The sequence below is a fragment of the Streptomyces sp. NPDC041968 genome (assembly GCF_055589025.1).
The window spans coordinates 304,182-325,425 of record NZ_JBVJCB010000003.1; the positions used below are offsets into that span (position 1 = coordinate 304,182).

The following is a 21,244-nucleotide window of genomic DNA, read 5'->3' on the forward strand; positions in this document are numbered from 1 at the left end:
AGCTGTGGCGAGCGCGTTACGCGGTCGGCTTCTCCTCGAGACGGGGGAAGAGCACCGCGCCCTTGGTGACCGTGGAACCGGCGGGCAGCCGACCCCAGTCCGCCGCGTCCTGGACCCTCTGGTCCGCGAGGCCGCCGAGGGAGGCCTCGGCGCCGAGGGAGTCCCAGAGCTTCTGGGAGGTGTCCGGCATGATCGGGTTCAGCAGGACGGCGACGGCGCGGAGCGACTCGGCGGCCGTGTAGAGGATGGTCGCCAGGCGGGCCCTGCCCTCCGGCGAGTCGTCCTTGGCGACCTTCCAGGGCTCCTGCTCGGTGATGTAGCCGTTGACCTGCTTCACGAAGTCGAAGACGGCCAGGATGCCGCCCTGGAAGTCCAGCTCCTCGCCGATCTTCCGGTCGGCCTCCGTGACGGCCTTGGTCAGGCCGTCGTGGATCGCCTTCTCCGCGTCCCCGTCGGCCGTGGCGGCCGGCAGCTCGCCGCCGAAGTACTTGCCGACCATGGCGGCGACGCGGGAGGCGAGGTTGCCGTAGTCGTTGGCCAGCTCGCTGGTGTAGCGGGCGGAGAAGTCCTCCCAGGAGAAGGAGCCGTCCTGGCCGAACGCGATCGCGCGCAGGAAGTACCAGCGGTACGCGTCCACGCCGAAGTGCGAGGTCAGGTCCTGCGGCTTGATGCCGGTCAGGTTGGACTTGCTCATCTTCTCGCCGCCGACCATCAGCCAGCCGTTCGCGGCGATCTTCCCGGGCAGCGGGAGGCCCTGCGCCATCAGCATCGCCGGCCAGATGATCGCGTGGAAGCGGAGGATGTCCTTGCCGACCAGGTGCACGTCGGCGGGGAAGGTGGCCTTGAACTTCTCCGGGTTCTCGTTGTAGCCGACCGCGGTGGCGTAGTTCAGCAGGGCGTCGACCCACACGTAGATGACGTGCTTGTCGTCCCACGGGACGGGCACGCCCCAGTCGAAGGTCGAGCGGGAGATCGAGAGGTCCTGAAGGCCCTGGCGGACGAAGTTCACGACCTCGTTGCGCGCGGACTCGGGCTGGATGAAGCCCGGGTTGGCCTCGTAGTGGGCGAGCAGCTTCTCGCTGTACGCGCTCAGCTTGAAGAAGTAGTTCTCCTCGCTGAGGATCTCCACCGGCTTCTTGTGGATCGGGCAGAGCTTCTGGCCCGCGTACTCGCCCTCGCCGTCGAGCAGCTCGCCGGGGAGCTTGTACTCCTCGCAGCCCACGCAGTACGGGCCCTCGTAGCCGCCCTTGTAGATCTCGTCCTTGTCGTACAGGTCCTGCACGAACTCCTGGACGCGGTCGGTGTGCCGCTTCTGCGTGGTGCGGATGAAGTCGTCGTTCGCGATCTCCAGGTGCTCCCACAGGGGCTTCCAGGCCTCGGTGACGAGCTTGTCGGCCCAGGCCTGCGGGGTGACCCCGTTCGCCTCGGCCGTGCGCATGATCTTCTGACCGTGCTCGTCCGTGCCGGTGAGGTACCACACCTTCTCGCCGCGCTGGCGGTGCCAGCGGGTGAGCACGTCGCCTGCGACGGTCGTATAGGCGTGGCCCAGGTGAGGAGCGTCGTTGACGTAGTAGATGGGGGTCGAGACGTAGAACGCCTTCGCCCCCTGCTTCTCGTTTCCAGTGGCCGCCATGGGCGAAATCCTACTGGTCCGTCGGAGATCGGCTCACACGCGTTTCGGGGGGTGGACGGGGGGTTCCCCGGTCCACCCCCCGAAAGGATGTGCGTGGTGGCGCGGTGCGGTTACGGCCGCCAGGCGGCCAGTACGCCCTCGTACAGCTCCTTGTCGGTCAGCTCCCGCGGGGTCTCGCCGGCCAGGAAGTGCGAGGCGTTGCCCGTCTTGAGCTTGCGGAGGTAGTCGAAGGCCTTGTTCTCCGGGTCGCCGAACGCGACGAAGGAGAAGTGGACGTGCGGGTGGTTCGCCGCGGCGTCCGTCAGGGCCTGGGTGGCCGGGGTCTTGGCGTCGGGGGCGCCGTCGGTCTGGAAGACCACCAGGGCGGGGGTGCCGGGGGCTTCCTTCTCGTGGTGCGCGAGGACGGCCTCGACGGCGGCGTGGTAGCTGGTGCGGCCCATCCGGCCGAGTGCCGCGTGCAGCTCGTCGATCTTGTTCTCGTGGTCGGTGAGGGTCAGCTCACCGGTGCCGTCCAGCTCCGTGGAGAAGAAGGTCACGTGGACCGTGGCCTCGGGGTCCAGGTGCGCGGCGAGGGCGAGGGTCTGCTCGGCGAGGGCCTGGGCGGAGCCGTCCTTGTAGTACGGGCGCATGGAGGCGGAGCGGTCGAGGACGAGGTGGACCTTGGCGCGGGCGCCGGTGAGGTCGTGCTTCTTGAGGGCGGTGGCGGCGGCCTTGTAGGCGGTGGTGAGGCCGGGGGCGTTCGAGCGGATGCGGGTGGCGGGGGTGGCGGGTTCGGGGGCGGCCTCGGCTTCGCCTTCGGCGTCCGTGTTCCCACCCGCACCACCCGTGCTGCTTTCGTCGTCGGGTGCGGGTGGCCCCTGCGGGGCTTCCTCGCCGTCGGCGGCCGCGGGTTCGGGGGTGGCTTCGGCTGCGGCCGCGGGGGCCGGGTCGGGGGTGGAGGCCGGAGCGGGCTCGGCCTTCGGCTTCGCCTTGGCCTTCGGCTCGGGCTTGGCCTCGGCCTCGGCCTTCGGCTCGGGCTGCGGTTCGTCCTTCGGTTCCGGCTCGGGCTGTGCCTCGGCCTCCGACTGCGCCTTGGCCTTCGGCTGAGCCTTGGCCTTCGCCTTGGCCTCCGGCTCGGACTTCGCCTCAGCCTCGGGCTTTGCCTTGGTCTCCGGCGTCGGCTCGGCCTCGGGCTTTGCCTTGGTCTCCGGCGTCGGCTCGGGCTCGGGCTTTGCCTTGGTCTCCGGCGTCGGCTCGGCCTCGGGCTTTGCCTTGGTCTCCGGCGTCGGCTCGGCCTCGGGCTTTGCCTTGGTCTCCGGCGTCGGCTCGGGCTCGGGCTTCGCCTCGGCCTCCGGCTTCGCCTTGGCCTCCGGCTCGGGCTTGGCCTCGGCCTTCGGTTCGTCCTTCGCCCTGGCCTCGGCCTCCGGCTTCGCCTCGGGCTCGGGCTTCACCTTGGTCTCGGTCCTCGGCTCTGCCTTGGCCCCGGGCTTCCCCTCGGTCTCCGGCGTCGGCTCCGGTTCCGGCTTCGCCTCGGGCTCGGGCTTCGCCTTGGCCTCGGGCTTCGCCTTGGCCTCGGGCTTCGCCTTGGCCTCGGGCTTCGCCTTGGCCTCGGGCTTCGGCTTCGCCTCGGGCTTCGGCTTCGCCTCCGCCTCCGGGGTGGTGTCGGCCGTCGGGTCCGGGGACTCCGTGGGCCTCGGGACCGTGACGTTGGCGAAGGCGGCCTTGACGAGTTCGTGCTCGTCGGGGGAGAGGTCCGCCGTGCGGGGCTCGGGGACCTGCGCGGTCTCCGCCTGCTCCGGGGCCTCGGCCGGCTCCGGGGGTGCGGTGGGCTGGGACGGGAGCTTCGGCTCCGGCGCGGTGGCCGGCGGTGCCGTCTCCTGCGTCGCACCCTCCGCCTGGGCGGTCCGGTCTTTGCGTGACCGGCCGAACACGTTCCGCAGAGAGGTGAGAATGCCCATGTGCGCAACCCTTCGCGTGAGTTGATGCCCGTCAATCCCTGGCCAGGACGGACACGTAAGGTTAGCGGCCCTGGATTGTGATCTTGTGCAGGGTCTGCCATGAAACCCTGGGCGCGTCAAGGTGGGATCGAGACGCCGCGGCAATTCCCTGCCCGCTTCCGCGGGTTCACCCGTCGTTCACCGCGGCGCCCGTCTCCCGCACGTATGTGCACCTACGGTCGCGCTGACACCAAGGGCATCCAAGGGCTTCTCAGGGGAGAACACAGTGCGCAAGCTGCTGCCGTTGATCGGAACGCCGTCCGGTTCGCATTCCGGCGGCCGGTCCGCCATGACCTGTCGTTTCCGGTGTGGTGACGCCTGCTTCCACGAGGTGCCCAACACCAGCTCCAACGAGTACGTCGGCGACGTCATCGCCGGCGCGCTCAGCCGCCGTTCCATGATGCGTGCCGCCGCCGTCGTCACCGTGGCGGCCGCGGGCGCCGGGGCGGTGGGTGTGGCCGGGGCGCCGTCGGCGCAGGCCGCGCCGACGACCGGCCGGGGCCACGGGAAACCGGGGCGGAACGAGGGTGCGCGCGGCCTGCGGTTCACGCCCGTCGCCCCGAACAAGGACGACGCCGTCACCGTTCCGCAGGGGTACCGGCAGGACGTCGTGATCCGCTGGGGCGAACCCATCCTGCGCGGGGCGCCCGCCTTCGACCCGGAGAACCAGAGCGCCAGGGCGCAGGCCGGGCAGTTCGGGTACAACAACGACTTCCTCGCGCTGCTGCCCCTGCGCGGTGAGCACGGCCGGCAGGTCCTCGTCGCCAACCACGAGTACACCGACGAGGTGCTCATGTTCCGCGGCTACGACCCCGAGAACCCGACGCGCGAGCAGGTCGAGATCGCCTGGGCCGCGCACGGGCTGTCCGTCGTCGCCGTGCAGGAGGAGCGCGGGACCGGGAGCCTGACGCCCGTCTCGCGGCACCGGCTCAACCGGCGGGTCACCGCGACCACCGAGTTCCGGCTGACCGGGCCCGCCGCCGGCTCCGACCTGGTGAGGACCTCCGCCGACCGCAGCGGCCGCAAGGTGCTCGGCACCCTCAACAACTGCTCCGGCGGCACCACCCCGTGGGGCACGACGCTGCACGGCGAGGAGAACTTCAACCAGTACTTCGCCAACAGCAGCCGCGCGACCGACAAGCGCTACGGCATCGGTACCGGCGCCACCGAGCGCAAGTGGGAGCGGTTCGACAAGCGCTTCGACGTCGCCCAGGAGCCGAACGAGGTGCACCGCTTCGGCTACGTCGTCGAACTCGACCCCTACGACCCCGAGTCCACCCCCCGCAAGCACACCCTCCTCGGCCGCTTCAAGCACGAGGCGGCGACCGTGCGGCTGACCCACGACGGGCGTCCCGTCGTCTACACCGGCGACGACGAGCGGTTCGACTACTTCTACAAGTTCGTCGGCAGCAAGCGGATGCGGCACGGCGACAGCCGCTGGGCGCGCGAGCACAACCTGTCGCTGCTGGACGAGGGCACCCTCTACGTCGCCAAGCTCAGCGGCGACTCCCCGGCGATCGAGATCGACGGCACGGGCAAGCTGCCCCGCGACGGTGAGTTCGACGGCAGCGGTCACTGGATCCCGCTGGTCACCGCCACCGAGCGCGGTGCCGTCTCGCACGTCGAGGGCATGACCGCCGAGGAGGTGTGCGTCTTCACGCGGCTGGCCGGTGACAAGGTCGGCGCCACGAAGATGGACCGCCCCGAGGACATCGAGCCGTCCCCGACCACCGGCAAGGTGTACGTCGCCCTCACCAACAACTCCAACCGCGGGGTCGGCTCCAACGCCAAGGCGGACGAGGCCAACCCGCGCAACGCCAACAAGCACGGCCACGTCCTGGAGCTGACCGAGCGCTGGAACCGGGCCGACGCGACGTCCTTCGCGTGGTCGCTGTTCCTCGTCGCCGGCGACCCGGAGGACCCGGCGACCTACTTCGCGGGCTTCCCGAAGGACCGGGTCAGCCCGATCTCCTGCCCGGACAACGTCGCCTTCGACGACCACGGCAACCTGTGGCTGTCCACCGACGGCAACGCGCTGGGCAGCCACGACGGCCTCTTCGGGGTCGCGACCAAGGGCGACCGGCGCGGTGAGCTGAAGCAGTTCCTGACCGTGCCGACCGGCGCGGAGACCTGCGGTCCGCTCATCCAGGACCGGCGCGTACTGGTCGCCGTGCAGCACCCGGGCGAGGTCGACGGTGCCTCGGTGGAGAAGCCGGCCAGCACCTGGCCCGACGGACCGGGGAAGATCGTGCGCCCGGCGGTCGTGGCGGTGTGGCGCGCGGACGGCCGCGACATCGGCGTCTGAACCGCGTCCGGCCCGCCTCCGGCCCCTGCGCCGTCCGGGGCCGGCGTCAGCCGGCCTTGTGCAGCGTGAGGTCGACGACCAGCGCGCGGTGGTCGGTGTCCGCCAGGTCCAGGAACCGGGCACGGTGCGCGGTGAAGTCGTCCGACACCAGGACGTGGTCGATCTGCACGCCGAACGTCGGGGCGGTCCGGGCGGGCCAGGTGGCCGTGCGGTCGGCCCCGGCCAGCCGGGCCGCGTCGCTCAGTCCCGTGTCGAGGATGCGGCGGAAGGCGGCGTGGTCCTGGGAGGCGTTGAAGTCGCCGGCGAGGACGGTGGGGGTCTCGCCGTCCTCGGCGGCGGCGTCGCGCAGGGCGTCCAGCTCCTCGCGCCAGAGGCCGACCTGGTCCGGCAGTGGCGGCATCGGGTGGGCGAGCTGGAGCCGTACGGAGTGGCCGCGCACGTCGGCGACGGCGCCCGGCATGCCCATGGTGCCGGGGACGGCGGAGGCGGGCTCCAGCGGGAAGGCGCTCAGGATGACCGACCCCTCGGAGCCGCCGCCCTCGACGGCCTGCCGGTGGGGAAGGCTCGCGGCGAGTTCGCGCCGCAGGGTCGCGTCGCACGTATATTCGCACTCCTGTACGAAAACGAGGTCGGGCTCGGTCCGCCGCACGGCGGCGACCAGCTCGTCGGTGCCCTGCCCGAACTCGACGTTAGAGGTCAGCACCCGCAGCTCGGCGACGGGTGGCCCGGCGGGTTCGCCGGTCCTGCCGTACGGCTCGATGAACCACGCCAGCAGCCCGAGCAGCGCGACGCCCCACACCGCCCCGGTCCACCACCGGGCGAGCAGCGTCAGGAGCAGCCCGGCTCCGGCCGGCACGAGCAGCCAGGGCAGGAAGGCGAGCAGCTGCGGAACGGGCGTGATTCCGTCGCTGTCGGCGAGACGGCAGCCGACGGCCACGCTCACCCCGGCGAACAGCAGCCCCGCGCACCAGCCCGCGAACCGCCGTCCGGCGCGGCGGGGCGCCGGACGGCCGCCGGAGTCCGTCCCCTGGTCGGTCGCCGTGTCGGTGTCCACGTCCCGGCCTCTCCCTCGCGGGTGCGCTGCCTGCCTCTGCGATGCCCGAATCCTCCCTCGAAGACGGGAACGGCGGCCGGAAAGTTGCCCCGCGCGGGCCCGTGCGGCCTCAGGCCCCGGCGTGGAACTCCCGGACCACCTCGATCCGCCCCCTCGGGCCGGCGTGGCGCCACAGGGTCGTCGTCTCGGACATGGCCGATGACCCTGCCGACCGCTGCGGGAGGTGGGCCAAGGGTGTGCCGGCGCCGGGCGGCTCAGAGACGGGCCCGGGGCGGGGCGGGGTCGACGGTGGTGGCGGGTGCCCGGCGGCGGCGCGGACGTCCGTACCGGCCCGTGAGCCAGGAGGCCAGGGCGACCGCGAGGCCGAGGCCGACCAGCAGCCAGGAGGCCGTGCGCAGGGTCTCGGTGAGGGCGTCGTAGACGGCGCCCGCGGCCGGTCCGTCCACCGCGCCGTCCATGGCGCCGGGGAGTTCGGTGACGGTGAGCCGGCGGCCGAGCACGACGGCGAGGGCGAGCAGCGCCCCGCCGAGAGCGGTGCCGACCCCGGCGGCGGTGACGGCGCGCCGGCGGCACGCGGCGACGACGATGCCGGTGACCGCGAAGACGACGGCCGCGAGCGGCAGCCAGAAGGCGGCGACGTCGAGCACGTGGTAGCCCTTCCTGAGCCGGTCCACCTCGTGGGCCGGGAGCACGGTGACGGCGGTGGGCCGCACCGGGATGCGCCGCGCGAACGGCACGTCCTCGGTGAGCCGCTCCTTGACGCGTCTGGTGACCGGGGCCAGGTCGACGGTGACCGGGCGGCCGTGCGCCCCTCGGTCCCGCAGCGCGCGCAGGACGGCCTCGTGGACGGTTCGGTTGGCCGTCTCCCAGCCCTCGCGGAAGGCCTCGGTGCGGGTGAACGACCGGGTCGCGTCCCGCGCGAACAGCCGCACGCTGTCGTGCAGGGGGCCGGCCGCGACCTGGTCCGAGAAGCGGTCGCCCACCGCGGCGGCGACCGCTTCGCGCACGTCGGCATCGTCGGCGAGTGGCGCCACGTCGGCGACGTACCGCCCGGTGTCGGCCGGTCCGTGCACCGCCCAGGCCGCCAGCGTGCCGCACGGCGCGAGCAGGCAGGCGAGGGCGATCAGGGCGGTGGACAGGGCGGTCCGGAGTCGTGGGGACACCCTTCCAGGCAAGGCCCCGGCGGCGGCCGGGGCGACCGGCGTGACTGCATTCGGACGCCCATGACGAGCCGATCGGGCGGTCCGGCACGCCCGGGAGTACCGGCACCCGCCCATGCGGAAACACGGGAGCACGCGAGCCCGGGAGCACGCGAGCCCGGGAGCACGGGAGCACGGGAGCACGCGAGCCCGGGTGGACGCGGAAGCAAGGGCGTACGGGCGGACGGCGGCCGACCGCCGGGGCAGCCGGCCGGCCGACCTCAGGTGGCGCGGTGCCCCCGTGCGTCCTCGTGCGTGTAGTAGCGGTAGAAGAGGGAGGCGAACACCGCCGCCGCGAGCAGCAGGGACACGACGACGCAGGTGAACACGGCCACGCCGCTGCGGGAGTACAGGAACCCCAGGGCGCTGCCCGCGAACGCCGCCCACAGCGCCGCGTGTCCTTCGCGCGGCAGCCGGGCGGCCACCGCCCGGACCACGGCGAGGAGGACCACGAACGCGAGCGCGGTCAGGAAGCCGAACAGGACGTTCCAGCCGGTGACGGGGCCGCCACGGCGGCTGATGGACGCGGCCCAGTAGCCGTAGACCAGCCCGATCCCGACGGGCACCGCCCATTTCGCCATCCTGTGCGTTCGCGCGCCGAAGACGTCGGGTGCCGTCGTACGGCCGCGGGTGCCCGGCCCGCCGGGCGCTCCGGTGGGCGCCTGGGCGGACGTGCCGCGTGCCGGTACCGCATGAGCCATGAGCGCACTCCTCTCACCTCGCCCCCGTCTACCAGCGCACACCTGGGCGGGCCCGTCGGCAAGTCAGGATGCGGGCCGCCGGGCAGCGTGCTTCGCTGAGGCCCGTGGAGGCTCGCTACCGCAGTCCGGTGCGCGGCCGGTGGCGGCTGGTCGGCCGGCTCGTCCAGGCCGCCGGCCGGGGCGACGCCGTGTCCCGGCACGAACTGCTCAGCGTCCGCGGTCACAGCGTCGCCTGGATGTTCCCGCTGCTCCTGCTCGTCGCCATCACCGCGGCCGACACCACGACCGGCGCCTTCGAGATCATCTCCTGGACGGTGCTCGTACCGGGTGTCGCCGCCGCGATCTGCGGGGTGCGGTCCACGGCCGTGTACGCGGCGGTCGCCGTCGCCGTCTACGTCATGGCCGACACCGTCTGGCAGCACCGTGCCGAGACCGGGCTGCCCGGCCTGGTCCTGGTCGCCCTCGGCGGAGCGATCGCCGTGGTGGCCGCCGCGCTGCGGGTGGGCGGCGAGCAGCGCATGGTGCACATGCGGGACATCGCCGACACCACCCGCCGCACCGTGCTGCGGCCCCTGCCGGTGGGCTTCGGCGGCCTGGAGCACGCCGCCGTCTACCTCTCCGCGGACACCGAGGCCCGCGTCGGCGGCGACTTCTACGACATCCAGCCCGGCCCGCACGGCACCCGCGTCCTCGTCGGTGACGTGCAGGGCAAGGGGCTGGGCGCGGTGGAGGCGGCGGCCGCGCTGCTCGGCACCTTCCGTGAGGCCGCCTACCACGAGCCGGACCTCGCGACGGTCGCCGAGCGGCTGGAGATCCGGATGCGCCGTCACCGCGCGCACACCGCGGCGCTCGGCCGGTCAGACGGCGACCGGTTCGCGACCGCCGTCCTCGTCGGCTTCTCGGAGAACCTGCCGGACACCGTCGAGGCCGTCGTCTTCGGCCACGACCCCCCGCTGGCGGTCGGTCCGCGGGGCGTACGGACCCTGGCGGTCGGCGGAGGGCTGCCGCTCGGCATGAACGACCTCGTCGCGGGCCCGCCGGTGCCGCCGGTGCACCGCTCCGCCCTCGCCCCGGAGGAGACGCTGCTGCTGGTCACCGACGGGGTGACCGAGGCGCGCGACCCCGAGGGCTGCTTCTACCGGCACGCCGACGCCGTCGCCCGGGCGGTGGCCGCCGACCCGTCGGGCGCCGCACCGGAACGGCTGGTGGCGCTGGTGCGGGACGGCACGCTGCGGCACTGCCGGGGGCGGCTGGCCGACGACACGACGGTCTTCGCGGTACGGCGATGGGGGCGGCCGCCGGACTGGTAGGTGCCCCGCTGTGCGGCCGCAACGGTTACGGTGCTGCCGTACCTGATCGACAGGGGGAGGGACATGCCCGGAACCGTGCTGCTGCTCGCGGCCTCGCCCGTGGGCAGGGGATGCCTGGTGGACGCCGCCTCCGTACTCCCCGTGCTCGCGGCCGTGCCGCCCGCGGTGCTCTCCGGCACCGACACCGCGAACGTCGTCGAACTCGCCGACCCGCTGGAGCCGCAGGCCGTCCTCACCCGGCTGCGCGCCGCGGCGGCGGCCCCCGGCCCGCTGACGGTCTACGTCGCCGGTCAGCTCCAGCTGGACCGGCGCCAGCGCCTGCCGCACCTGGCGCTGGCCCGTACGACGCCGGCGACCGTCCGCTACACCGCCCTGCCCTGGCACTGGATCCGCGAGGAACTGCGGCTGCGGCCGAGCGGCGCGACGACGCTGCTGCTCGACCTGCACGCCGACCAGGAGACCTGGCAGTGGCTGCGGGCCAGCCCGCTGGACTGCGGACGGAACAACGCCGTCTACGGTCGGGTCGCGCCGCCGCCCTCGCGGCGGACGGTGGGCACGCCCTCGTACATGCGTGCGGTCGCGACGATCCTGCGCAGCGGGCACCGGCCGCCGCCGGACCAGTTGCACCAGCAGGCACTGGCCCGGACGGCCGCCGAGAGCGCGGCCGGCGGGGCGGCGGCCGGTGCGGACCTGGTGCTGACGGCGCCGGGGCCGGTGGCGGGCGATCCGCACGCCGTCATCGCCGACGCCGTGCGGTCCGGGCGGCACGCGGACGCCGACGCGCTCGCCGCCCGGCACGAGCACGCCGCCGCCCTCGCGCACGGGCCCGCCTCCGCGGACGCGCTGCACTGGGCGGAGGTCCGGGCGGACCTGGCGATGTTCGCGGGCGACCCGGTGCGCAGCTGCCGTGCCTGGCTGAGGGTGGCCGAGGCCCGGCTGGGCGCCGGACAGCCGCCCGGGGCGCCGGCGGTGGAGGCGGCCGTGGACCGGGCCCACCACCAGTGGGGGAAGATCCACGACGCCGGGCCCGCCCGGGAACTGGGCGCGGCGCTCGCCGTGCTGCGGGGCCGGGTGCCCGGCCGGCGCGAGGGCGCGCTGGACCACGTGCAGCGCGAGCTGAGCCGCCTGCAGACACAGGGCTGAGGCGACCCCGGGCGCCGTGCGCGGGCCCGGCGTCGCGGCGGCCCCGGGCGTCCCGGGCCGTGTGTACGCCCGCGTGCGCCTCGCGAGAGCGGCGCACAGACCCTCCCCTGCGCGCAACCGCGGTGCCATGATGGTGAGTTATGGCTGAGGGGGACGGAGTGGCGACGCACGGTATCCGCGTCCGGCTGGACGGGACCGCGAGCGAGAGCGACATCGGCGCACTGCACAAATGGCTGGAGCGCGAGAAACCGCTCGCCGACCTGGCCCGCACCGACCAGCTCCGCATCGACGAACGGAGCCGGACCGACGAGGCGGGCGCTCCGATGGGCACCGGCATGGACATCGTCGTGGCGGTGCTGGGGGGCGCCGCGGGCGCGATCTTCCAGTCGGTGGTGGACCAGGTCAGGCGGTCCGTGGAGGCCTGGCGGGCCAACCGCCGCGAGGTGGAGGACGGCGAGCCGCCCGGGGCGAGCGTCGAGCCGGTGCGACCCGACGGCAGGTAGGCCGCCGGTGACCGGTTACGACCCGCGGGGGAAGGCGAACCGGGCGCTGCTGGTCGGAGTGTCCGAGTACGACAACACGGCTGAGCCGGACGGCGTGCCCGGCGACCTCCCCGCGGTCAAGCACAACCTGAACCGGCTGGAGGAGGCGCTGCGGCACGGCGGCGTGTTCGGCGAGCGCGGGATCACGGTGTGCCGCTCCCCCGACCAGGGCACCTTCGACCAGGAGTTGTGGAAGGCCGCCACGGAGGCCGACGGCGTCCTGCTGCTGTACTTCGCCGGGCACGGGGCGATCCCCAACGCGGGCGACGAGCTGTTCCTCCAGATGCGCAAGGCGCGCGTGGTCGCGGGAGGGCACGCGGTCTTCCCGGGCGCGGTGCTGTTCAGCGTCGCGCAGGCGATGCTGGCCGCCAGCCCGGCCCAGCGGATCGTCATCGTCCTGGACTGCTGCTTCGCGGGCAACGCCGCCTGGATCCGCCCGGACCCCCGCGACAAGCGGCGCCTGCTGCTGCTGATGAGCGTGCAGGCCAACCACCGCATCGACGCGGGCGATCCGGGGAGTCCGACGCCGTTCACCGCCGAGCTGGCGGAGCTGCTGGAGCGCGACGGCGAGGTGTGGTTCGGCGATCTCGTGGACGGGCTGCGGGCCCGGATGTCCGCGAGCGGCCGGCGGACGCTGCGCGGCGATCCCTGGGAGCCCCAGAGCCGTACCGAGCCGGGGGAGGACGTGCTGCTCGGTGCCCGCTCGCCGTGGGGCGGCCCTTCCGGCGCGGGGCTACCGGGTGACGGGACCACGGAGACTGCGGCGACTGTGGCGACGGTCCCGGGTGGTCCGGGTGGCCCGGGTGGCCCGGGGGTCCCGCCCGCGCCGCCGGATGCGCCGGGCGACGGGACCGCCGAGTCCGAGCCGCGGTGGTGGGCGGGGGCCGCCCGCCGGACGTGGGCCGGACTGACGAGGCTGCCGCGGGTGGTGGGCGAGGTCGCGGCCGGGGCCGTGGGCGGGCTGTTCCGGCGTCCCGGCGACGCCGGACCGCACTCCGGGGGCGGCCTGGCGCGGCGGCTGGTCGCGGGGGTCGCGGTGCTGCTGTTCATGGCCGTCGTCGGCATCGGCTCGTACCGTCTCGCCGCCATGGACGGCGACCCGTCGACCTGCCGCCCGCCCCTGGAGCTGCGCGTGCTCACCGACCCGGACCTGGAGCCCACCGTCCGGGCCGCCGCCGACGCGTACCTGACCTCGGAGGAGAACACCGTCGACGGCTGCCGCTCCAGCGGCATCACCGTCTACAGCGCGGGCGCCGCCGACGCGGTCACCGCCCTGCTCAGGCAGACCCGCGCCTGGCACGAACCCTCCGACGACGACACCAACCCGCAGCGCGACGTCGGTCCGCAGCCCGACGTGTGGATACCCGGCTCCCCGGCCGACGCCGCCCGGGTCATCGAGGGGCAGGACACCGACGCCGTGGCGGCCCTGGACCCCGACGAGGAGCCCTTCGCGTACTCCCCGATCGTGCTCGCCGTCCCGCAGGACATCGCCGCCGACCGACTCGGGGAGCGCACCGGACTCCCGCTCACCCGGATGATCGACGACCTGCGCGACCGGCGCGACGACGCCGAGGTGCGCCGTCCCGACCCCGAGTTCACGGACACCGGGCTGCTCGCCACGATCGGCCTGCACCGGGGCGCCGGCGACACCGGCACCCCCGACGCCCGCCGCGCCGAGGCCCGGGTGGCCCAGCCCGGACCGCCCTCCCCTACCGCCGCCGAGCTGCTGTGCGCGCTGCCCGACGACGACGCCGTCGACAACCGCACCGCGGCCCTCGTCCCCGAGTTCCTGCTGCGCAGCGGCGTCGGCTGCGACAGTGCCCGCCGCACCCCGCGCATGGCGCAGTACCCCGGTGACGTGCCCGGCCTGGAGCCGCTCTTCGTCCGCGTCCGCTGGCAGGGCGCCGACCGGGACGAGGCCGAACGGGACCGGGCGGCGGACGGTTTCCGGCGGTGGCTCACCGGCGAGGGCGGCCGGGACGCCCTCGCCCGGGACGGTTTCCGGGCGCCCACCGGCGACCGCGCCCTGCTGGACACCCAGGAGGTGGCCGCCGCCGTGCTGCGGGCACCGTCGCCGCTGACCGAGTCCGCCGGACGGAACGCCATGGAGGCGTCGCTGGCGGGCTACCGGGGCGCCAACGGTCCCGGCCGCGTGCTGTTCCTGCTCGACAGCTCCGGCTCGATGACCGGCCAGTGGGAGGGCGCCAGCGGCGGCCCCGGCCTGCTGAAGCAGTCCCTCGGCGGACTCGGCGACCGGGACGAGTACGGCGTGTGGGCGGTCTCGGGCACGGGCGAGGACACCTACGACCCGCTGTTGCCCCTCGACCGGCACACCCGCAAGGACGCCGAACGCGCCGTCGACCGCGAGGCCCGGGTCCGGGACGCCGCGGCCGACCCGGTGGGGGCGCTGCGGGACGCGCTCGTCGCCATGGAGCGGTGGGGCGCCGACGACGAGCGGCCCGGCCTGATCGTCTTCGTCACCGACGACGAGGACGCGGGGCGCCCCTCCGGCGACCGCTTCGCGCGCCTCCTCGCCCTCGCCGGCGCGGGGGAGACGCCGGTCGCGATGGTCTCCCTCAAGGGCGGTGCCTGCGACGAGGGGAAGCCGGACGCCCTCATCTCCGAGGCGAGCGGCGGGCGGTGCGTGGACGCCGCAGACGACCTCGGCGCGGCCCTGCACGACGAGGTGGCACGCATCGGAACGGGGGAGACGTGATGCTCCGACGACGGCTGTCGGGGGCACCGGGACGACGCCTCGCGGTCCTGGCGGCCCCGCTGCTCCTGCTCCTGCCGACCGCCTGCGTCGGGGGCGGGGGGAACGGTCCCGCGGCCACGCCCACCGCCGACGTGCCCGGCGACATCGTGGTCGCCAGCGGGCGGGACGTCACCGGCAAGAACGGCATCCGCCAGCGCCTCATCGACGTGTGGAACGCCGGGCAGGACAAGGCCGGCACCGGTTACCGCGCCCGGCTGGTCGAACTCCCCGGCAACGCCGACGAGCAGCGCAGCCAGCTGCTCGGCGCCCTCCAGTCCGGCAGCGCCGCCTACGACGTGGTCAACCTCGACGTCACCTGGGTCCCGGAGTTCGCCGAGGCGCGTCTGATCAGCCCGCTGCCGGGGACGCTGCTCGACGACGACGTGATCACGCCCGTGGCCAGGACGGCCCGCTGGGACGGCGAGGTGTACGCCGCGCCCTTCAACAGTGACGTCGGCCTGCTCTACTACCGGCGCGACCACCTGCGACAGGCGGGCGTCGAACGCCCCGACCTGGGAGCCGGTCTGACCTGGCCGGAACTGAAGAAGCTGATCACCACGCTCGACGAGCGCCGGCCCGACGGCTACGAGAAGGGCTGGACCACCCAGCTCGCCGCCTACGAGGGACGCACCGTCAACGCCGTGGAGGCGTTCGCGTCGGCGGTGCCCGACTTCACGCTCACCGACGAGGACGGCCACTACGACGCGACCGTCGAGGAGCTGACCGAGGGCGTCACCGAGCTGCGCCGCCGTACCGAGGCGGCCTCCGTCCTGCCGGACGCCTTCCGCTCCGACGAGGCGGCCTCCCTCGGCGCCTTCGCCGCCGGCCGCACCGCCTTCCTGCGGCACTGGCCGTACGTGTATCCCGCCCTGCACCAGACCTTCCCGAAGGACCGGCACGGCGAACGGCTCGGCGTGACCGCGCTGCCGGGCCGGGCCGTGCTCGGCGGCCAGAACCTCGCGGTGACCGCCGCCTCCCGGCGGGCGGACAAGGCGACCGAGCTGATCAGGTTCCTGACCGGCAAGGAGAGTGAACGCTGCCTGCTGGACGCCGGTTTCGCGGCGACGCGCGTCTCGGCGTACACGGACGACGCGGTGACCTGCGCGGTGGGCGCCGCGACCCCCTCGCCGGCCCCCACCGGGGAGGGCGCCGACACCGTCCCCCGGGACGCGGCCGGACGGCCCGAGTACGCGTCCGAGGTCCTGCTCCCGGCGCTCGAGGAGGCGGTCCACCGCCCCCGCACCCCGCTGTACGGCGCCTTCACGCAGACCTTCACCACCGCGCTGGACGACCTCTTCGCCGACGACCCGCCGGGCGACGCGGAACTGGCCCGGCGCCTGGCCAAGGCCCTGCGGCGCGCCCTGCCGGACTGACCCCCGGCCGGGAGACCGGCCGGGTCGGCCCGGTCGGCCCGGTCGGCACGTCCGCTTCAGCGGGTGACGGTGACCAGCGAGTCCGTGACCGGGACCGTGCCCGGCTCCGTCGCGGGGGCCGGCGGGCGCGCGGTGTCCGCCGGCCCGGCGTTCGCGGCCAGCAGCAGGCAGGCCATGGCGGCCACGGCGGCGGCGAGGGCTCTGCCGTAACGTCCGGCGGTGCGTGTGCGTACGGGCACGGTGTCCTCTGCGGGTGGTACGGGATGTTGTCGAGCGCGGTCAAGTGCGCTTAATCCGCGGTTTAACCTAGAGCCGGCGGAGTCGAACGGCAAGAGGTGCAGGGGGAGTTGGCCGTGGGGGAGCGCGACGACCGGGAGACCATAGGACGCCGCGTGCAGCGGCTGCGGGCCGAGCGGGGCATGACCCAGCGCCAGCTCGCGGAACCGGCGTACACACCCGCGTACATCTCCACCCTGGAAGCCGGCCGCGTCCGCCCCTCGGACGACGCGCTGCGCCACCTCGCCGAACGGCTCGGCGTCGGCTACGAGGAACTGGCCACCGGGCGCCCGGCGCGGCTCGTCACCGGGCTGCGGCTCAGGCTCACCGAGGCGCGGCGCACGCTCGCCACCGGGGGCGCCGAGCAGGCGGCCGGGCAGTACGCCGAGCTGCTCGCCGAGGCCGAGGCGTACGCGTTGCCCGAGGAGCGGGCCGACGCGCTGCTCGGACTGGGCGAGTGCGCGGTGGAGACCGGCGAGCTGGTCGGCGCCCGGCAGTACTTCGAACGGGCCGAGGAGTGCCTCACCGACGCGGGCGCCCCCCTGCCCGCCCGGGTCCCCGCCCTGCGCGGACGGGCCCTCGCCCACTACCTCGCCGGTGAACTCCGGTACGCCGTCTACCTGCTGGAGTCCACCCTCGACGAGTTGAACCGCGGCGGCCTGCACGACCCCGACGCGCTGCTGCTGCTCTACGCCAGTGCCATCGGCCCGTACATGGACATGGGCGCGCACGCGCGCGCCGCCCAGGCCGCCGAGCTGGCCCTCGCCCTCGCGCCGCGGGCCGGCGACCCGGCGTTGGTGGCCCGCATGCACCGCTCCGTCGCCCGCACCCTGCTCGCCGAGGGCCGGCTGGAGGAGGCCGACGCCTCGCTGGCCAAGGCCGCCGAGCTCTACCGCACGCTGCAACTGAGCACCGAGCTGGCCAACTGCCACTGGATGCGCGGCTACGTCTGCGCGCAGAACGGCGAACTTCCGCGGGCCGAGGAGGAGATGCGGGAGGCCCTCGGCATGCTCTCCGCCACCCGCGCCGCCCTCTACAGCAGCCAGGTCGCCGTCGAACTGGCCGACGTACTGCACCGGCGCGGCAAGTCCGAGGAGGCCGCCGCCCTGCTGCACGGGGTGCTGGACGACCTCTCCTCCGAACGCGGCGCCGTGCACGCCGCGGGCGCGCACCGGCTGCTCGGCATCATCGCCGAGGACGCCCGGGACACCGAGGCGGCCGAGGAGCACTACGTCCGCGCCCTCAGCCTGCTGGAGCGCGCGGGCGCCGCCGGTGACCTGGCCGACCTGTGCCGGCTGCTGGGGGATCTGCTGCGGCGCACCGGCCGGGTGGAGGCGGCCCTCGACGCCTACCGCACCGGCCTCGGGCACCGCACGGCACCCGGCACGACCACGCTCGGCCCGGCCCCCGCCCAGCCGCCCCTGTAGCGGGGCCGGGGGCTCGGTTTTGCCCGGTCGGGCAGGGGTAACCGGGTCTGCGGCCGCTCTTGAGCGAAGGAGGCGGTGCGTGTGCGGCCCAGTGACGGAGCCTGGTGGCCCTCGGACGGCTCACGCGCCGCCGAGGTGATCGCCGCCCGAGTGCGGGGCGCCCCGCCCGGCGAGGTGCCGGGCCGGCTGTGCGAGGCGGTACTGGGGTTGCTGCCGGTGAGCGGCGCCAGCGCGTCGCTGCGCAGCGCGGGCGTACCGGTGCGGCTGTGTGCCACGGGCGACCGGGCGTCGTACCTGGCGGAGATCCAGGCCACGCTGGGGGACGGACCGTGTGTGAGCGCGGCCGAGTCGGGCGCGCTCGTGCTCGCCCGTGACCTGACGGCCGACGCCGACGCCGGCCGGTGGCCCGTCTACGCCCAGCAGGCCACGGCGGTCGGCGTCCGGGCGGTCTACGCGCTGCCGCTGGGCAGCGACTCGGCGTGCCTGGGCACCCTCGACCTGTACCGCGACTCCCCCGGCGGGCTGACCGGCCCGCAGCTGGCCACGGCACGCCTGGTGGCCGGCGCCATGACGGCGGCGCTGATGGCGCTGCCGCGCGAGGAGGGCGCCTGGCTGGACGACCTGGCGGGCGACCACGACGAGGTGTACCGGGCCGTCGGCATGATCATGGCCCGGTTGGGCGTCGGCGCCGACGAGGCCCTGGCCCGGCTGCGCGCCGACGCGTTCGCCCGGGGCCGCAGCGCCTACGAGGCGGCCCGCGAGATCACCACCCACCGACACCGCTTCGACCCCGACGGCTAGGACCCCGAAGCCGCTTCGCCGCCGGTGGCCAGGGCCCGGCACCCGACGCCCGGCACCGGTAGCGCTCAGACCTGCGCCCGTCCCTGCCGCCGGACCTCCGTCAGCCGCCGGACCCCGACCTCCGCGGCCGTCCACGTGGCGTCGCCGTCGGGTTCGCCGAGGGTGCCGTTGGTGAGGCTGATCGCGTCGTCGCCGACGCGCACGGCGGCGAGGTCCACGGTGAGCACGGCGCCCACGGCGTCCGCGCTCCCGGTGTCCGCCGCCGGGACGCTCACCGTCACCCGCAGGCCCTGCCGGGCGTCCCCCGGCTCCGGCAGGGGCACGGAGGCGACCCGCACGTTCCGGGCGGCACCCCGCGCGGGCCGTGCCGTGAAGTGCCCGCAGGTCTCCGGCAGCGTCCCGAGCCAGGCCAGCGCACGGTCGATGTCGGCCGCGCGGTGCGAGGTGACCCGGTAGTGCAGCTGGGCCCCGCCCGCCGTGTCGTCCAGGGCGGCCGCGGCCCGGGGGGCGGTGGCGGAACCGAACAGCTCCTCGGTGTAGAGGACGTCCAGCAGCCGCCGGCAGTCGGCCCGCTCGGTGGTGGCCTTGAGGACCCCGTCCCGCCAGGTCGCGGCGCCCCGCGTCGGCTCCCAGGCCTCCCCCAGGTCGGCCTCCGTGATCAGGGCCTCCCGGGCCTGCTCCCGGGTGAGCACGGGCGGCACGGCGGGCGACGGGAGCGCGGCCGGGGACCGGGTGGCCGTCGGCGCGGTGCCGGCCGGCCGGTCCCCGTACCGCCCGCCGCCGGCGCAGGCGGCCGCCGTCAGCGCCAGCGCCGCCGAGAGCGCGCACGCGAGCGGGGGCCGGGCGGCGTGCTGCATGGGTGTGCCTCCTGGAGGGCCGGGCGAGCGGCCCTCCGGGACCGGTCGCACCCTCCACGGCACCACCGCCCCCGCCCCGCCACCAGCGTGCGGGGCCGTCCGGGTGAGGCGGGGACGGCCGGGTCGTCCGGGGAGCGTCTAGCGTCCCAGCCACACCGTCGTGTCCGGACCCAGGCGGCCGTCGTCCAGGGGCGCGCTGCTCAGCAGGACCTCCCCGGCCGGCAGGTCGACCGTCGTACCGGAGAGATTGGTGACGCAGCGCCAGGTGTCGGTGCGGTCGAACTGCAGCACCCCCGCCGGAACGTCGTCCGCCCAGGTCAGCTCCTCGCCGTCGAGCAGCTTGCGGCGCAGGCGCAGGGCCGTGCGGTACAGCTCCAGGGTCGAGCCCTCCACCCCGTCCTGGGCCTGGACGGCGTACGACGCGAAGTCCGGGGGCTGCGGCAGCCACGCCCCGCCCGAGCCGAAGCCGTACGACGGTCCGCCGGTCGTCCACGGCAGCGGCACCCGGCAGCCGTCGCGGCCCTTGCGGACGTGCCCGGTCTGCTCCCAGATCGGGTCCTGGAGCACCTCGGTGGGCAGGTCGGCCACCTCGGGCAGCCCCAGCTCCTCGCCCTGGTAGACGTACGCCGATCCGGGCAGCGCCAGCATCAGCAGCGTCGCGGCGCGGCCCCGGCGCAGCCCGGCCCGCCGGTCGGCCTCCGGTGCGTGGCCGCCGGACAGCAGCCAGGCGTCGGTGTCGGTGCCGGGCGGCAGGACCAGGCGGGTGGCGTGCCGGACCACGTCGTGGTTGGAGAGCACCCAGGTCGCCGAGGCGCCGGCGGCGCGGGCGTCGGCCAGCGAGCCGGTGATGATCTCGCGCAGCTCGGTCGCGTCCCAGCCGGCCTGGAGATACTCGAAGTTGAAGGCCTGCCCCAGCTCGTCCGGGCGGGCGTACAGCGCGCGCCGGGCACCCGGCACCCAGGCCTCGGCCACCGCCATCCGGGGCGGGGAGTAGGCGTCCAGGATCTTGCGCCAGTCCCGGTACACCTCGTGCACGTCGTCGCGGTCGTAGAACGGGTGGGTGCCCGGGGCGAACTCCGCGAGCGCGGCCTCGCTGCTCAGCTCGGGGGAGCCGAGGTCGCGCAGCGGCTCGGTCAGGTCCTTGACCAGCGCGTGCGCCACGTCGACGCGGAAGCCGTCCACCCCCCGGTCGCACCAGAACTTCAGCGTGGTGCGGAAGTCGGCGCGGACCTGCTCGTTGTCCCAGTTCAGGTCGGGCTGCTCGGGGGTGAACAGGTGCAGGTACCACTGCCCGTCGGGCACCCGTCGCCAGGCGCTGCCGCCGAAGACGGACTGCCAGTCGGTGGGCGGCAGCTCCCCGTGCTCACCGCGGCCGTCGCGGAAGACGTACCGGTCGCGGGCGGCGGAGCCGGGGCCCGCGTCCAGAGCCTCGCGGAACCAGGCGTGCCGGTGCGAGGTGTGGTTGGGGACGAGGTCGACGATGACCTTGAGGCCCAGCCGGTGCGCCTCGGCGGCCATCGCGTCGAAGTCGTCCAGGGTGCCCAGGCGCGGGTCGACGTCGCGGTAGTCGTCGACGTCGTAGCCCCCGTCGGCGAGTTCGGAGGGGTAGAACGGGCTGAGCCACAGGGCGTCGACGCCCAGGGTGGCCAGGTGGGTCAGGCGCTGGGTGATGCCGCGCAGGTCGCCGAGCCCGTCTCCGTCGGCGTCGGCGAAGCTGCGGGGGTAGACCTGGTAGATGACGGCCTGCCGCCACCAGTTGGGGTCCTTGGACGACAGGTCGGGCGTGCTGGTGGTGGGGCGGACGGTCACGCGGTCTCCTTCGCGATGCGTGCGGGCGACACGAACAGGTCTGTCCACATCACCCGAAAAGTGAACCCGCGCGAAGGAGCGAC

General features: G+C 74.7%; 16 protein-coding genes. 8 read left to right on the plus strand and 8 right to left on the minus strand.

The window, feature by feature from the left end; translation table 11 throughout:
• Positions 1 to 16 precede the first annotated feature (16 nt).
• Positions 17 to 1,633: a methionine--tRNA ligase gene (gene metG, locus ACZ6EG_RS09490; protein ID WP_469603038.1), complete on the minus strand. Its 1,617-nt coding sequence runs from the start codon at positions 1,631 to 1,633 to the stop codon at positions 17 to 19.
• Positions 1,634 to 1,743: 110 nt separating this feature from the next.
• Positions 1,744 to 3,570, minus strand: coding sequence for a VWA domain-containing protein (locus ACZ6EG_RS09495; protein WP_469603041.1), 1,827 nt, complete (start codon positions 3,568 to 3,570; stop codon positions 1,744 to 1,746).
• Positions 3,571 to 3,835: 265 nt separating this feature from the next.
• Between ACZ6EG_RS09495 and ACZ6EG_RS09500 the strand changes: the two genes are divergently transcribed.
• On the plus strand, positions 3,836 to 5,914 hold the full coding sequence (locus ACZ6EG_RS09500) for a PhoX family protein (RefSeq protein ID WP_469603044.1): 2,079 nt from the start codon (positions 3,836 to 3,838) through the stop codon (positions 5,912 to 5,914).
• A gap of 46 nt (positions 5,915 to 5,960) precedes the next feature.
• Here the strand turns inward: ACZ6EG_RS09500 and ACZ6EG_RS09505 are convergent, their stop codons facing one another.
• The 3 genes from ACZ6EG_RS09505 to ACZ6EG_RS09515 form a co-directional block, all read right to left on the minus strand.
• Positions 5,961 to 6,968, minus strand: coding sequence for an endonuclease/exonuclease/phosphatase family protein (locus ACZ6EG_RS09505; protein WP_469603047.1), 1,008 nt, complete (start codon positions 6,966 to 6,968; stop codon positions 5,961 to 5,963).
• Between the two features lie 254 nt (positions 6,969 to 7,222).
• The gene (locus tag ACZ6EG_RS09510; protein WP_469603050.1) at positions 7,223 to 8,131 is read right to left on the minus strand and encodes a hypothetical protein; all 909 of its coding nucleotides are present in this window, start codon (positions 8,129 to 8,131) and stop codon (positions 7,223 to 7,225) included.
• 257 nt (positions 8,132 to 8,388) lie between these two features.
• Positions 8,389 to 8,868 carry a hypothetical protein gene (locus ACZ6EG_RS09515; protein ID WP_391970872.1) on the minus strand — a complete coding sequence of 160 codons (480 nt, stop codon included), beginning with the start codon at positions 8,866 to 8,868 and terminating at the stop codon, positions 8,389 to 8,391.
• Between the two features lie 68 nt (positions 8,869 to 8,936).
• On the opposite strand from ACZ6EG_RS09515, the gene ACZ6EG_RS09520 reads away from it, so the two are divergent.
• The 5 genes from ACZ6EG_RS09520 (at position 8,937) to ACZ6EG_RS09540 (ending at position 15,991) form a co-directional block, all read left to right on the plus strand.
• Positions 8,937 to 10,178, plus strand: a complete 1,242-nt coding sequence (locus tag ACZ6EG_RS09520) for a PP2C family protein-serine/threonine phosphatase (protein WP_469603053.1) — start codon at positions 8,937 to 8,939, stop codon at positions 10,176 to 10,178.
• Positions 10,179 to 10,241: 63 nt separating this feature from the next.
• Positions 10,242 to 11,321 carry a hypothetical protein gene (locus ACZ6EG_RS09525; RefSeq protein WP_391970870.1) on the plus strand — a complete coding sequence of 360 codons (1,080 nt, stop codon included), beginning with the start codon at positions 10,242 to 10,244 and terminating at the stop codon, positions 11,319 to 11,321.
• Between the two features lie 140 nt (positions 11,322 to 11,461).
• Positions 11,462 to 11,824, plus strand: coding sequence for a hypothetical protein (locus ACZ6EG_RS09530; protein ID WP_391970869.1), 363 nt, complete (start codon positions 11,462 to 11,464; stop codon positions 11,822 to 11,824).
• Positions 11,825 to 11,831: 7 nt separating this feature from the next.
• Positions 11,832 to 14,579, plus strand: a complete 2,748-nt coding sequence (locus ACZ6EG_RS09535; RefSeq protein ID WP_469603057.1) for a substrate-binding domain-containing protein — start codon at positions 11,832 to 11,834, stop codon at positions 14,577 to 14,579.
• A complete protein-coding gene (locus ACZ6EG_RS09540; RefSeq protein ID WP_391970867.1) occupies positions 14,579 to 15,991 on the plus strand; it encodes an extracellular solute-binding protein in 1,413 nt (470 codons plus the stop codon). The genes ACZ6EG_RS09535 and ACZ6EG_RS09540 overlap by 1 nt, the downstream gene beginning before the upstream one ends.
• Before the next feature lie 56 nt (positions 15,992 to 16,047).
• Here ACZ6EG_RS09540 and ACZ6EG_RS09545 read toward each other — a convergent pair whose 3' ends face one another.
• Positions 16,048 to 16,230, minus strand: a complete 183-nt coding sequence (locus ACZ6EG_RS09545; RefSeq protein ID WP_469603060.1) for a hypothetical protein — start codon at positions 16,228 to 16,230, stop codon at positions 16,048 to 16,050.
• Between the two features lie 114 nt (positions 16,231 to 16,344).
• Between ACZ6EG_RS09545 and ACZ6EG_RS09550 the strand changes: the two genes are divergently transcribed.
• A complete protein-coding gene (locus ACZ6EG_RS09550; RefSeq protein ID WP_391970865.1) occupies positions 16,345 to 17,694 on the plus strand; it encodes a helix-turn-helix domain-containing protein in 1,350 nt (449 codons plus the stop codon).
• 75 nt (positions 17,695 to 17,769) lie between these two features.
• Complete coding sequence (locus ACZ6EG_RS09555) at positions 17,770 to 18,495, plus strand: GAF and ANTAR domain-containing protein (RefSeq protein ID WP_391970864.1); 726 nt, start codon at positions 17,770 to 17,772, stop codon at positions 18,493 to 18,495.
• A 65-nt stretch (positions 18,496 to 18,560) separates the two neighbouring features.
• Here ACZ6EG_RS09555 and ACZ6EG_RS09560 read toward each other — a convergent pair whose 3' ends face one another.
• Positions 18,561 to 19,352 carry a hypothetical protein gene (locus ACZ6EG_RS09560; RefSeq protein WP_469603064.1) on the minus strand — a complete coding sequence of 264 codons (792 nt, stop codon included), beginning with the start codon at positions 19,350 to 19,352 and terminating at the stop codon, positions 18,561 to 18,563.
• Between the two features lie 138 nt (positions 19,353 to 19,490).
• Positions 19,491 to 21,161, minus strand: a complete 1,671-nt coding sequence (locus ACZ6EG_RS09565) for a glycoside hydrolase family 13 protein (RefSeq protein ID WP_469603067.1) — start codon at positions 21,159 to 21,161, stop codon at positions 19,491 to 19,493.
• Positions 21,162 to 21,244 lie beyond the last annotated feature (83 nt).

Excerpts from the sequence above, each read along its gene's own strand:
- metG (WP_469603038.1), bottom strand. The coding sequence starts at position 1,633 with ATGGCGGCCACTGGAAACGAGAAGCAGGGGGCGAAGGCGTTCTACGTC.
- ACZ6EG_RS09495 (WP_469603041.1), bottom strand. The coding sequence starts at position 3,570 with ATGGGCATTCTCACCTCTCTGCGGAACGTGTTCGGCCGGTCACGCAAA.
- ACZ6EG_RS09515 (WP_391970872.1), bottom strand. The coding sequence starts at position 8,868 with ATGGCTCATGCGGTACCGGCACGCGGCACGTCCGCCCAGGCGCCCACC.
- ACZ6EG_RS09520 (WP_469603053.1), top strand. The coding sequence starts at position 8,937 with ATGCGGGCCGCCGGGCAGCGTGCTTCGCTGAGGCCCGTGGAGGCTCGC.
- ACZ6EG_RS09525 (WP_391970870.1), top strand. The coding sequence starts at position 10,242 with ATGCCCGGAACCGTGCTGCTGCTCGCGGCCTCGCCCGTGGGCAGGGGA.
- ACZ6EG_RS09530 (WP_391970869.1), top strand. The coding sequence starts at position 11,462 with ATGGCTGAGGGGGACGGAGTGGCGACGCACGGTATCCGCGTCCGGCTG.
- ACZ6EG_RS09540 (WP_391970867.1), top strand. The coding sequence starts at position 14,579 with ATGCTCCGACGACGGCTGTCGGGGGCACCGGGACGACGCCTCGCGGTC.
- ACZ6EG_RS09560 (WP_469603064.1), bottom strand. The coding sequence starts at position 19,352 with ATGCAGCACGCCGCCCGGCCCCCGCTCGCGTGCGCGCTCTCGGCGGCG.